The organism is Microbacterium sp. ARD31 (assembly GCF_031844425.1).
Genome location: NZ_JAUZVE010000098.1, coordinates 1 through 12,437, shown reverse-complemented (window position 1 = coordinate 12,437; position 12,437 = coordinate 1). Strand labels below are relative to the sequence as shown.

Here is a 12,437-nt window from a genome sequence, read left to right as displayed (position 1 = left end):
AGCCAAGGAGATGCCGCTCTGAGGCGGGCCGCTCGGGTGTCGGGGCCTGGCAGCCGGGATGTTCGCTGCGCGTCACTCCTCGCGTTGGCGAAGCGCCTGGGTGCCTCTGCCATGCCGGACCTGATCGAGGGATTGACGGGACGCGATGCAGTCGTGAAGGACTACGCCGTCATCGGTCTCGCCGGCGTTGGCGACGAGCGTGCGTTCGAGCAGGTGCTTGAGCACCTGCGCTCGGTCCTTCGGCGCAAGCGCGATGGCTCGCAGGTCGTCGAACACGCGTTGGCGTACCTAGCCCGCCATGTGTCTGATCGGACCCGCAGGTCCGATCTGGTTGCCTTCGTGCGCAAGCACTGGGACGCCATCGACCGGGCTGACTGGTTCTCGGAGCTGTGGCCCGACGCCGCACCAGGAGGACCTGAGCGCGACGCCGTCCGAGCTCCGAGCGCCGCAGCCCTCCAGGACTGGGTCAGGCAGGGGTTGTTCAGGCCATTGGGAACCCCGCCCACCTGACGCGCTCGCCCGGATCTGCCGAACCCGTGCCTCCGGGCATGCCGCTGCCTCTATGGGCCTTCCTGGGCTTCGCCGATGGGCGCCACCACGGAATGGTCGGCTGGGCACACCCACACCGCCCTCGACCCGGCAACGCTCGCCTGCAACGGGTGGGTCGCAGGATGGTGGGGACACGGAGGCCAGTTGGTGGGAGCGGAGCCCCAGAGCTGGTCCTCGATGGCCCACTCCTGCACCTGGTCGGCAGCCTGCGCCACGCGTTCCTCGAGGGATGCTGCCCGTCGCACCGACAGTCCCGACCCGCCGCCGTCTGCGCCCCACATCATGCACGACGCGTACTCGCGGTCACCGATCCAGTCGTTGTCGTCGAAGGCCGGCGCGTCGACCTGCGCGCGAAAAAGGTCGCGCATGACCGGCTCGACCGACTCCCGAAGGACTGGATCCATGGAGCTCAGGCCTTGCGCAGCATCTCCGCGACGAGGAAGGCCAGCTCGAGGGACTGGACCCGGTTGAGGCGGGGGTCGCAGACCGACTCGTAGCGGTGGGCCAGGCCGACCTCGTCGATCTCCTCGCCACCGCCGACGCACTCCGTGACGTCGTCACCGGTGAGCTCGACGTGGACGCCGCCCGGCCAGGTGCCGAGGGCGCGGTGGACGTCGAAGAAGCCCTGGACCTCGTCGATCACGTCGTCGAAGCGGCGGGTCTTGTAGCCCGAGGACGCCTCGAAGGTGTTGCCGTGCATCGGGTCGCAGACCCACGCCACGTTGAGCCCCTCGGCGGTGACCTTCTCGACCAGCGCCGGCAGGCCGTCGCGGATCTTGCCGGCACCGAAGCGGGTGATGAACGTGAGCCGGCCCGGGGTGTTCTCCGGGTTGAGGCGCGCGGCGTAGGCGAGCGCGTCGTCGGGGCTCGTCGTCGGGCCGAGCTTGATGCCGATCGGGTTCTTGATCCGCGAGAGCAGCTCGACGTGCGCGCCGTCGAGCTGGCGGGTGCGCTCGCCGATCCACACGAAGTGCGCCGAGACGTTGTAGGGCAGGTCGGTGCGCGAGTCGATGCGGGTCAGGGCCTGCTCGTACTCCAGCAGCAGTGCCTCGTGGCTGGAGTGGAAGTCGACGCGGTGGAACTCGTCGGGGTCGGCTCCGATCGCCTTCATGAAGGTGAGCGCGCGCTCGATCTCGTCGGCCATCGCCTCGTAGCGCTGGCCGAACGGGGAGGTCTGCACGAAGTCGGTGTTCCAGGTGTGCACCTGGCGCAGGTCGGCGTACCCGCCGGTGACGAACGCCCGCACCAGGTTGAGCGTGGCGGCGGACGAGTTGTAGACCTCGACGAGCCGCTGCGGGTCGGGGATGCGGGCCTCGGGGGTGAAGTCGTAGCCGTTGACGGCGTCGCCCCGGTAAGCGGGCAGCGTCACGCCGTCGCGGGTCTCCTCGTCGGAGCTGCGCGGCTTGGCGTACTGGCCGGCGAGCCGGCCGAGCTTCACGACCGGCACCGACGCGGCGTAGGTCAGCACGACGGCCATCTGCAGCAGCACGCGCAGCTTGTTGCGGACGTTGTCGGCGGTCACGCCGGCGAAGGTCTCGGCGCAGTCGCCGCCCTGGAGCAGGAACGCCTCGCCGCGGGTGACCGCGGCGATCTTCTCGGTGAGGTCGTCGCACTCACCGGCGAAGACGAGCGGCGGTGCGGTGCGCAGGCGGGCCACCGCCGCGTCGACCGCCCCGGCGTCGGGATAGGTCGGCTGCTGCTTCGGCCCGAGTGCGTGCAACTGCTCGAGGGAGGGGATGGAGCTCACCGGACAAGGGTACGGCGCGGGGCGCGGTCCGCCCGAACCGTGACCGTCCCCTGAACGCCGGCCGCGGACGCAGCGGGAGCCGGTGGCTCAGCCGCGCGGCTCGAGGACGCCGTCGGCGTCGTCGACCTCGATGCCGCCCGCGGACGTGCGGTGCGCCTCGAGCGTGCCCGTCACGATGGAGGCACCGGGGTAGCTGATGTGGCCGGGCGCACCCTGGCGCGAGGTCGTCCACAGCCGGTCCTCGAACCCGATCGTGCCGCGGAACTGCCGGTTCTCGAGGACGAGCTGGTCGGCGGTGGCCTGCCCGACGACGTACGACGCCTCGCCCCGGTAGAGCAGCGAGCCGTGCGAGACCTGGAGGACGCCGTCGCGCTCGCGCACGGTCTGGTCGTGCACCTCGCCGCTGAGGTAGACGTCGACGCCGCCGCGCACCATCGCGCGCCACAGGTCGGAGCGGTAGCCGCGCTCGTAGACGAGGTGGCTGGAGTTGCGGGTGCGGACCTTCCCGGTCATCGGGACGTGGCCCTGCACCATGACCCACGGGACGTCGTCGCGGCGCGCCTGCCGCAGCACTTGCTCCAGCCACCGCAGCTGCGCCGGGTCGACGGACATGTGCACGTCTCCCCCGCGGCGCTCGAAGACGTCGATGGTGACGAGCAGCACGTGGTCGTCGAGGCGGACGGCGTAGGCGGTGTCGCGCGCCTGCCCCCTCGGGCGGTCGCTGAAGCGCGGCCTGCCGTCGGCTCCGGAGAGCATCTCCGCGGCGTAGATCCGCTTGAACTCGGGCACGTGACGGCGCTTGAAGTCGATCCACGCGTCACGCCGCGCGCGCCACGGGTCGTCGCCGATCTCGTGGTCGCCCAGCGCCGTGTAGGTCCTCAGGCCGTGGTCCGCGAAGCGCTCGCGCCACGCCGGGTAGTAGACCCCGGCCGCGCGGCGGTACGCCCGCAGCCGCTGCGCCTGGGTCCGCACCGGCCCGAAGACGCCGGTGCGGGCGTCGTCGCGGCCCCACCGGCCCTCGACGAGGTCGCCCGCGACGAGCACGTCGTCGGTGTCGCGCGAGGCCATCTCCCCGATGACGTGGTCGAGCGCGGCGTCGTACTCGGCGTTGGTGGAGTTGGCGACCTCACCGGTGCGGCGGTCGACGTACTCGCGCCGGCCGTCGGCCGTCAGGTCCGCGACGTCCTGGTTGAGGAAGTCGGGGGTCGAGATGAACCGGTAGGCGTCCGGCAGCTCGGGTGCCCGCGGCACCGGCGGCCGCTCGCGCGGGCCGCCTCGCTCGAGCGGGCCGTCGGTCGCGACCGACGCCGGCGGGTAGTCGTCCGGGGTGGCGCTCGCCGACGGCGAGGCGGGGGTGACCGACGAGCAACCGAGGGCGGAGGCGATCAGCACAGCCGTCAGCGGCCCGAGAGGTCGTCGTGTCACCGGGACACCGTAGACGGGCACCCCAGCCGTCCGCGGCGGAACCCGCCGTGTCGCCGCCGCAGCCTGCTGCGCCGCGCGTGTCAGTCGTGCTCGAGGTGCTCGATGTCGCGGAACCCGGTCTTCTTGGCGCGCACGCCACGGTTGGTCAGCCAGGTCAGCGCCCACAGGACGACGCCGACGCCGAGCAGCCCGGCTGCGATCTTGTACTGGATCATGTCGGCCTCGAGGCGCGCCCACGGCCCGAGCAGGTAGGCACAGCAGATCGCGCCGATCACCGGCAGCGCAGTCGGCGCGCGGAAGGCACGCTCAGGTGTCGGGTCGCGGCGCAGCACCAGACAGGCGATGTTGACGATGGTGAACACCGCCAGCAGCAGCAGCGCGGTGGTGCCGGACAGCGCCGCCACCACCGAGGACTCCGAGTCCAGCGTCACGACGCTGATCAGGCCGAGGGCGAGGAGGGTGGTGAAGACGATCGCGGTCCACGGCGAGCGCCGGCCCGGGAGCACCTTGCCGAGCGAGCGCGGCAGCACGTCCTGCTGGGCCATGCCGTAGACCAGCCGGCTGGCCATCAGCATGTTGATGAGCGCGGTGTTGGCGACGGCGAAGACCGTGAGGAACGGGAAGATCGTGTCGATCGGCAGGTCGGGCGCGCCGATCTTGACGACGTCGAGCAGGATGCCGGCCTCGGCGTTGGTGGGCTCGGCGATCTGACCCGCGGGGATCACCGCGACCACCGAGATCGCCACGAGCATGTAGATCACGACCGCGATGCCGAGGCCGGTGAGCATCGTGCGCGGGAAGATCCGCATCGGGTCCTGGGTCTCCTCGACCATGTTGACCGAGTCCTCGAAGCCCACCATCGAGAAGAAGGCGATGGCCGTGGCGATCGTGACGGCCATGAACAGCCCCTTGTCGTCCGGGCTCTCGAAGACGGTGATGCGGCCGAGGTCGCCGTCGCCGCGGCCGATCACCCAGATGCCGATGGCGATCACGATGGCGAGCGCGGTCATCTCCACCAGCGTGAGGAGGACGTTGAACTTCACGCTCTCACCGACGCCGCGCAGGTTGATCGCAGCGAGGACCAGCATGAACACCAGGGCCGTGAGGAGCGTCGCCGTCGTGCTCGGGTCGTCGTTGCCGAAGCCGATGAGCAGGTTGGCGGCCAGCAGGTTGGACGACGTCGAGGCGCTCGTGATGCCCGAGCAGACCACCGTGAAGGCCACCAGGAAGGTGACGAAGTGGATGCCGAACGCCTTGTGCGTGTAGAGCGCGGCGCCGGCGGCCTGGGGGTACTTGGTGACCAGCTCGAGGTAGGAGAACGCGGTGATCGTGGCGATGGCGAAGGCGACGAGGAACGGGAGCCACGCGATGCCACCGACCTGGCCGGCGAGCTTGCCGGTGACGGCGTACACGCCCGCGCCGAGGATGTCGCCGACGATGAAGAGCAGGAGCAGCCTCGGCCCGAGCACCCGCTTGAGGTCGGACTCCTCGGGACCGTTGACGTCGGGCTGCGTGGCTTCGGTCGCGCTCATCGGGATCCCTTCGTCGGTCCGTGCCCGAGCACGGTGTTCCCTCACCATGACGCGTGCGTGCCGCGCGAGGCAACCACCGTACGGGGGCGGCGTGCCGTGTCGCGGACGACAGGTGCCGCGCGACGGCACGTCGGCCTTCCCGACTTTGATCGTTCTAACTACCCTGCTGCCCATGCCGAAGCGTGTCGCGCTCCTGACGGCCGGTGGGTACGCCCCCTGCCTGTCCTCCGCCGTGGGTGCCCTCATCGAGTCCTACGACGCCACCGACCCCTCGATCGAGCTGATCGCCTACAAGCACGGCTACCACGGCCTGCTCACCGGCAACAGCCTCGTCATCGGGCCCGAGGAGCGGGCGGGCGCCAGCCTCCTGCACCGGTACGGCGGCAGCCCGATCGGCAACAGCCGCGTCAAGCTCACCAACGACGACGACTGCCGTCGCCGGGGCCTGATCGGCGAGGGCCAGACCGCGCTGGAGGTCGCGGCCGCACGCCTGCAGGCCGACGGGGTCGACGTCCTGCACACCATCGGCGGCGACGACACGAACACCGCGGCCGCCGACCTGGCGGCGTACCTCCGCACGCAGGGCTCCGAGCTCACCGTGGTCGGCCTGCCGAAGACCATCGACAACGACATCGTGCCCATCCGGCAGAGCCTCGGGGCGCAGACCGCGGCCGAGCAGGCCTCGCGCTTCGCCCAGAACGTGCTCGCCGAGCACGGCTCCAACCCGCGGATGCTGATCGTGCACGAGGTGATGGGCCGGGCGAGCGGCTGGCTGACCGCGGCGTCCGCACGCGACTACATGGCCTGGCACGCCGAGCAGGAGTGGCTGCCCGGCATCGGCCTCGACCCCCGCCGCTGGGCGATCCACGCGGTGTACGTCCCCGAGCTGGGCGTCGACCTCGCCGCCGAGGCCGACCGGCTGCGCGCGGTGATGGACGAGATCGGCTGCGTCAACATCTTCCTGGCCGAGGGGGCCGGCATCGACGACATCGTCGCCGACCTCGAGGCCGCGGGCGAGACCGTGGGTCGCGACCCGTTCGGCCACGTCAAGATCGACACCATCAACCCGGGCCGCTACTTCGCGAACCGCTTCGCCGAGGCGATCGGCGCGGAGAAGAAGATGGTCCAGAAGTCCGGCTACTTCTCCCGCTCGGCGCCCGCCAACGAGACCGACCGGGCCCTCATCCGGGAGATGGCCGAGCTCGCCGTCACGTGCGCGCTCGAGGGCACGCCCGGCGTCATCGGCCACGACGAGGACCGCGGCGACGAGCTGCGCGCGATCGAGTTCGAGCGGATCGCCGGCCACAAGCCGTTCGACCCGACGCAGGACTGGTTCACCGAGCTCCTGGGGACCATCGGGCAGGCCTGACCGGGTCAGGTGGCCTCCTGCGGCTCCGCCCGGTGGGTCACCCGCAGGCCGGCGGCGGGGAGCAGGCGCGGCAGCGTCTGGAGGTACGCCGCACTGGCGAGGGCGATCGCGGCGAGCACCCACCACACGGTGGTCGCGCCGTGGGCGAGCAGCCACGTGAAGGCCACCGGCGTGACCGCGCCCCCGACGCCCCAGCTCAGCTGGAACAGCCCGAGGTAGCGCCCCCGCAGGTGGTCGGGTGCCGCCTCGGCGGCGGTGGCGCTGAAGACCGGTCCGCCGACGAGCTCGCCACCGGTGTAGACGGCCGCGCCGACGAGCATCACCGCGACCGCGAGCCACAGCGGCAGCCAGCCCGCGACCACGAACATCAGGTAGCTGCTGACGAAGACCAGCTGCGCCAGCCCCATCATCCGGGCGCGGAGCTGCCCGGTCATGCGTCGTACGACGAGTCCCTGGCCGAGGCCGACGAGGGCGGTGTTGACGGTGAAGATCGCGCCGACCACCCAGCCCGGGAGGTCGATGGTCTCCGCGACGTAGACCGGCAGCGCGAAGTTGAGGACCATCATCCCGGCCACGAAGCCGAGCTGGCCGAGCACCAGCCGCAGGTAGGGCCCGTCGCGGAGCACGACACCCCAGCCCTCCAGCGGTGCGTCGTCGGGCCGCGCCACCCGGTGGTCGGGCACGTCGATGAGCAGGAAGAACGCGAGCACGAAGGTGACCGCGTTGATGACGACCACGGCCTGGTAGGCGACGTCCGTGCCGACCTGGAGGGCGATGCCGGCGAGCACGCCGCCGACGGAGTAGCCGAGGTTGCGCACCGCCTGGAGGAAGCCGAACCACAGCTCGCGCTCGCCGGGTGCGGAGATCGCGGTGACGACGTTGCCGAAGGAGCCCCAGAAGGACTGGCGCCCGATGTTGAGGAGCGTCGTCCACATCGCGACCGCGACCAGCGAGTCGGCCCACAGGTAGGCCAGCATGCCGACGGCCTGCACCAGGTTGCCGGCGAGCATCATCCGGCGTGGGCCGAAGCGGTCGACCAGGCTGCCGATGACGAACGCACCGGGCATCGTCAGCAGCGCCGACAACGACAGCGCCGAGCCGATCTGGACGAGCGACAGGTCGGTCATCGCGAGGAAGTAGAGGAGCGTGATGGGCATGAAGAGGCCGCTGCCGACGGTGTCGGCGACGATCGCGGTCACGAAGCGGCGGTGCTCGCCCACGTGGGGGAATCCGAGACGATTCAGCACGTGCTCACCCTAGGACCGCCGCGGACCCGGCTATGTTTCGGCACATGACGTTCTCCATCGTGGCCCGGTCCGACGACGGCGAGTCCTGGGGCGTGGCCGTCGCCTCCAAGTTCCTGGCCGTGGGGTCGGCCGTCCCCGCCGCCGCGGCCGGCGTCGGCGCCATCGCCACCCAGGCCGACGCCAACCTCGCCTTCAAGTACCTCGGCCTGGCCCACCTCGACGACGGGGCGACCGCCCAGGTCGCGCTCGACCGGCTCATCGAGGAGGACGAGGGCCGCGAGCACCGGCAGGCCGGGATCGTGGACTCCGACGGCAACGCCGCCACCTGGACCGGCGCCAAGTGCTTCGCCTGGGCGGGCGGGGTGACCGGCCGCAGCGGCGAGCGCGGCGGCTACGCCATCCAGGGCAACATCCTCACCGGCCCCGAGGTCGTCGAGGCGATGGAGCGGGCCTGGCAGGCGTCCGGCGAGCAGCCCTTCGAGCGGCGGCTGCTCGCCGCTCTCGCGGCAGGCGACGACGCGGGCGGCGACAGCCGCGGTCGGCAGTCCGCCGCCCTGCTCGTCGTACGGGACGGGGCGGGCTACGGCGGGCACGACGACGTGGCGGTCGACCTGCGCGTCGACGACCACGCCGACCCGCTGACCGAGCTGGCCCGGCTGGTGGACCTCAACGAGCTCTACCTGACCGCCTCGACACCCGAGGAGCAGGTGCCGATCGACGACGCGCTGATGATGGAGCTCGAGGCGCTCGCCAAGGCCGAGGGCAAGGACAGCTTCCACATGTGGGTGGGCTCGGAGAACTACGAGATGCGCGTCGACTCCGGCGCCCGGCCGGCGTGGATCGACCGGCGGATCCTCGCGATCATCCGCGGCGGCGAGGAGCAGCAGTCGTGAGTGTCCTGGCGATCGACGCCGGCACGACCGGCGTGACAGCCGTCGTGGTCACCCCCGACGGGCGGATCGAGGCCAAGGGCTACCAGGAGTTCCGGCAGCACTTCCCCCAGCCGGGCTGGGTGGAGCACTCCCCGGAGGAGATCTGGCAGGCCACGCTCGAGGCGACCCGTGAGGTGCTCGGCAAGGTCGACCAGTCCGCGCTCACGGCGATCGGGATCACCAACCAGCGCGAGACGATCGTGCTCTGGGACCGCGAGACGCTCGGCTCGCCGCGTCGCGCGATCGTGTGGCAGGACCGTCGTACGGCCGACATCTGCGACCGGCTGCGCGACGAGGGGCACGAGGACCGGGTCACCGAGCTCACCGGGCTGCGGCTCGACCCCTACTTCTCGGGCACCAAGCTCACGTGGCTCGCCGAGCAGGAGCCCCACACGTGGGCGCTGGTCGAGTCCGGCAGGTACGCCGTCGGCACGGTCGACTCGTACCTGATCGCCCGGATGACGCGCGGCACCTGGCACGTCACCGACGTGTCCAACGCCTGCCGCACGCTGCTGTTCGACCTGGAGTCCGGGGACTGGTCCGACGAGCTCTGCGAGCTGTTCGGCGTGCCCCGCGACGCCCTGCCCGAGCTGGTGCCGAACTGGGGCGAGGTGGCGCCGACCGACCCGCAGTCGTTCCTCGGCCTCTCGCTCCCGATCGCCGGGATCGCCGGTGACCAGCAGTCCGCCCTGTTCGGGCAGACCTGCTTCGAGGAGGGCGAGTCCAAGTGCACCTACGGCACCGGCTCGTTCATCCTCACCAACACCGGCTCGTCCGTGGTGCGCAGCGACGCCGGCCTGCTGTCGACGGCAGCGTGGCGCTCCCCCGACGGCGCGATGACGTACGCCCTCGAGGGCGCCATCTTCGTGACCGGGTCCGCGGTGCAGTGGTTGCGTGACGGGCTCCAGATCGTCGGCAGCGCGGCCGAGACCGCCGCCATCGCCTCGACCGTCGACGACACCGACGGGGTGGTGTTCGTGCCCGCCCTCACCGGGCTCGGCGCCCCCCACTGGGACCCGCACGCGCGCGGGATGATCATCGGCATCACGCGCGGCACCACCCGCGCCCACCTGGTGCGGGCGACGCTGGAGGCGATCGCCTTCGAGGTGCGCGACGTGCTGGAGACGCTGCCGGAGCTCAGGACCCTCCGCGTCGACGGCGGGGCCGCGGCCAACGACCTGCTGTGCCAGTTCCAGGCCGACCAGGTCGGCCGTGCGGTGGAGCGGCCCGAGATCGTCGAGACGACCGCCCTCGGAGCGGCGTTCCTCGCCGGCCTCGGCACCGGCGTGTGGTCGTCCACCGACGAGCTGCGCGACACCTGGGCGCTGGACCGACGCTTCGAGCCCGGCGGCGACCGGGCCGCACTGGACGTGTCGTACGCCCGGTGGAGCGACGCGGTCGAGCGCGCCAAGGGCTGGGCCCAGACCCGCTAGAGGCGGTCCCGGGCGGCCCTCGCCTCGTCCACCTCGGCCCGCGCCTCGTCGACGGCCTCCTCGGCCTCGGCCTGCGCGGACTCGGCCTCGCCGAGCTCGTCGTCGACCTCCTCGAGGTCGGCCTCCAGGCCGGCGATCCGGCTGCGCAGCTCGTCGATCTCGGACTGGATCTGCAGGGTCTTCGCCTGCAGCTTCTCCACCGACCTGCGGGCCGCGCGGTGCTCCTTCTCGGCGTCGGACAGCACGGCACGCGCGTCCGCGAGCCGCTCGTCGGCGGCCGCGCGTGCCTTGGCCTCGGCGTCCGGGTCGGGTACGACGTGCAGCTGGGGGCGACCCTGCGCGGGCGTGGGCTCGGATGCCGGCCGCGCCTTCGCGCTGAAGCCGAGGGCCGTCGGCAGCGCCACCGCCCCGCTGAGGTCGAGGTCGCCGAGCCCGGTCGCCTCCAGCGCGGTCACCAGCAGCCCGCTGCGCACTGCCTTGGCGGCGTCGGGCTCGAGCATCGCCGCGGTCAGCGTCGCCTCGACCTGGTCGGCGACCGACTGGGTGACCTTGACACCCTCCTCGCGCGCCATCCGGCGCGCGGCCGTGGTGACCGACGCCGTCAGCTGGCGGCGCTGCTTGGTGAACTCGCGCAGCTGAGCGGCGTCGAGGTTGTCCTGCGCCTCACGCAGCGCGGCTCCGACCGCGAGCACCTGGTCGACCTGGTCGGGGTCGCGGCGCACGAGCAGGTTGACCACCCACGCCGCCAGCGAGGACTTGCGCAGGCCCTTGATCGACCCGGCCAGGGCCTTGTCGGCCTTGTGCTCCTTGACGAGCGCGTCGCGCGCCGGCGTGAAGTCGGCCAGCGGCAGGGCGTAGAGCTCGTCGGCGATCTCGAGCAACGGGTCGGCCATGGTGGCGATCCTAGGTGGGCGTGGACGACCACCCGTGCCAGCAGGGCTACGGACGGTGGAGCCTGCCGCTGGTCCCGCTCGCCGCCGGCTCGGCCTGGCCGGTCCGGTACGCGTCGTCCTCCCACACGGCGTCTCCGCGCGGGCCAGCGGGCGTCGCGTCGTACTGCATGGTGGCGGCGACCACGGTCGCCTCGATCCAGCGAGGGTCCCCCAGGCAGGTGCGAGGCACCGTCATGGTCACCGTGTCGGCGTCGTGGTCGACGGCGACGTCGGCAGCCGGGCACCGCGACGAGCCGTCGGTGCGGTAGACGTCGATGGTGCTCTCGCCGTCGTACGTCAGGGACGTCACCTGGGTCGGCAGACGGGATCCGGTGCTGTCCGTCGTCACGTTGGCGGTGAGGTCCAGGTACTGGCCCGGGAGCAGGTCCCTCAGCGCGACGACGAAGCCGATCTCGTCGGCGCGGTGCTCGACGGTGGTGGTGAGGATGTCGGCCTGGGTGCTCTGAGGAGCCGACGCGACGGTCTCCCGGTCCCTGCCGAGCCCGCTCACCACCACGTCACCCGCCGGGTCCGCGATCGTGCTCGTCGAGACGGCTTCCTCCGGGGATCCTGACGTGCAACCCGCAAGAACTGCCACGAGCAGGGGCATCGTCAGCCCTCGGCCCACGCGACGACCGGTACGGCGCGGCTCGTGCGCGGTGCTCGAGCGGTGTGAGGTCACGGTGTCTCCGGGGTCGTTCGGGGCGGTCAGGCGTCCGGCGTGCCATGGGAGTACGGCTGGGGAGCGTCCAACGGGGCCCGGTCCGTCGCCCCGAGACGCACCGGAGCGTCCCGGCGGAGGAGCATACGGCGCTGCACGTCGCGATCCGGGGAGCTCTCCTCGGTGGTGTCGTTGCCGTCCATCCCGACCAGCCACACCAGCCCACGACCACACCCCGGGTTGCACCGTTCGCGTTCCGCGTCGTCGCGCACCAGTGCGACCGCGTACGTCAGGCGATCCCCCGCTTGCCGTTGGGCCCAGTCGATCGCCTGGAGCACGTCGGCCCCGGTGATGTCGTAGGTGTCGGTCCACCCGTGGGTCGACCCCTCACCGCTGCCGTGCAGGTAGACCCGGAACCGGGGCCGTGAGTCCTCCCAGGCGCTGTCCCTCTCGTCGACCTGCTCCACCTGCATGGACCCCTCGGGCTTGCTCATGCGTGGGAACGTACCGATCTCCGAGTGACTCGCCGACTGACCGATCGGGTGAGTCTCGATCGAACGGGTCTGCTGCACGGACCGGTGACAGTTTCGGTTAGGCCGCCTGGGAGGCG

Annotated in this window: 12 protein-coding genes; 4 read left to right on the top strand and 8 right to left on the bottom strand. The window is 71.7% G+C overall.

Annotated features, from left to right (window positions below):
* Positions 1 to 111: 111 nt before the first annotated feature.
* Positions 112 to 510 carry a hypothetical protein gene (locus Q9S36_RS50550; protein WP_311292282.1) on the top strand — a complete coding sequence of 133 codons (399 nt, stop codon included), beginning with the start codon at positions 112 to 114 and terminating at the stop codon, positions 508 to 510.
* A 50-nt stretch (positions 511 to 560) separates the two neighbouring features.
* On the opposite strand, the gene Q9S36_RS50545 is transcribed toward Q9S36_RS50550, so the two are convergent.
* From Q9S36_RS50545 to Q9S36_RS50530, 4 genes are all read right to left on the bottom strand, one after another.
* Positions 561 to 953, bottom strand: coding sequence for a hypothetical protein (locus Q9S36_RS50545; protein WP_311292281.1), 393 nt, complete (start codon positions 951 to 953; stop codon positions 561 to 563).
* A 5-nt stretch (positions 954 to 958) separates the two neighbouring features.
* Positions 959 to 2,296 carry a class II 3-deoxy-7-phosphoheptulonate synthase gene (locus tag Q9S36_RS50540; RefSeq protein ID WP_311292280.1) on the bottom strand — a complete coding sequence of 446 codons (1,338 nt, stop codon included), beginning with the start codon at positions 2,294 to 2,296 and terminating at the stop codon, positions 959 to 961.
* Positions 2,297 to 2,383: 87 nt separating this feature from the next.
* Positions 2,384 to 3,721, bottom strand: coding sequence for a metallophosphoesterase (locus Q9S36_RS50535; RefSeq protein ID WP_311292279.1), 1,338 nt, complete (start codon positions 3,719 to 3,721; stop codon positions 2,384 to 2,386).
* An 80-nt stretch (positions 3,722 to 3,801) separates the two neighbouring features.
* Positions 3,802 to 5,253, bottom strand: a complete 1,452-nt coding sequence (locus tag Q9S36_RS50530) for an APC family permease (protein WP_311292278.1) — start codon at positions 5,251 to 5,253, stop codon at positions 3,802 to 3,804.
* Between the two features lie 172 nt (positions 5,254 to 5,425).
* On the opposite strand from Q9S36_RS50530, the gene Q9S36_RS50525 reads away from it, so the two are divergent.
* On the top strand, positions 5,426 to 6,622 hold the full coding sequence (locus tag Q9S36_RS50525) for a pyrophosphate--fructose-6-phosphate 1-phosphotransferase (RefSeq protein ID WP_311292277.1): 1,197 nt from the start codon (positions 5,426 to 5,428) through the stop codon (positions 6,620 to 6,622).
* Between the two features lie 5 nt (positions 6,623 to 6,627).
* Here the strand turns inward: Q9S36_RS50525 and Q9S36_RS50520 are convergent, their stop codons facing one another.
* Positions 6,628 to 7,869, bottom strand: coding sequence for an MFS transporter (locus Q9S36_RS50520; RefSeq protein ID WP_311292276.1), 1,242 nt, complete (start codon positions 7,867 to 7,869; stop codon positions 6,628 to 6,630).
* Between the two features lie 44 nt (positions 7,870 to 7,913).
* Between Q9S36_RS50520 and Q9S36_RS50515 the strand changes: the two genes are divergently transcribed.
* Together Q9S36_RS50515 and glpK are read left to right on the top strand one after the other, a co-directional pair.
* On the top strand, positions 7,914 to 8,762 hold the full coding sequence (locus Q9S36_RS50515) for a DUF1028 domain-containing protein (protein ID WP_311292275.1): 849 nt from the start codon (positions 7,914 to 7,916) through the stop codon (positions 8,760 to 8,762).
* Positions 8,759 to 10,234 (top strand): glycerol kinase GlpK, encoded by a 1,476-nt coding sequence (glpK, locus tag Q9S36_RS50510; protein ID WP_311292274.1) that lies wholly within the window; start codon positions 8,759 to 8,761, stop codon positions 10,232 to 10,234. Before Q9S36_RS50515 ends, glpK begins: the two co-directional genes overlap by 4 nt.
* Here the strand turns inward: glpK and Q9S36_RS50505 are convergent.
* The 3 genes from Q9S36_RS50505 to Q9S36_RS50495 form a co-directional block, all read right to left on the bottom strand.
* Positions 10,231 to 11,127 (bottom strand): hypothetical protein, encoded by an 897-nt coding sequence (locus tag Q9S36_RS50505; RefSeq protein ID WP_311292273.1) that lies wholly within the window; start codon positions 11,125 to 11,127, stop codon positions 10,231 to 10,233. The genes glpK and Q9S36_RS50505 overlap by 4 nt on opposite strands.
* Before the next feature lie 46 nt (positions 11,128 to 11,173).
* On the bottom strand, positions 11,174 to 11,776 hold the full coding sequence (locus Q9S36_RS50500; RefSeq protein ID WP_311292272.1) for a hypothetical protein: 603 nt from the start codon (positions 11,774 to 11,776) through the stop codon (positions 11,174 to 11,176).
* A 98-nt stretch (positions 11,777 to 11,874) separates the two neighbouring features.
* Positions 11,875 to 12,321 (bottom strand): hypothetical protein, encoded by a 447-nt coding sequence (locus Q9S36_RS50495; protein ID WP_311292271.1) that lies wholly within the window; start codon positions 12,319 to 12,321, stop codon positions 11,875 to 11,877.
* Between the last annotated feature and the right edge of the window lie 116 nt (positions 12,322 to 12,437).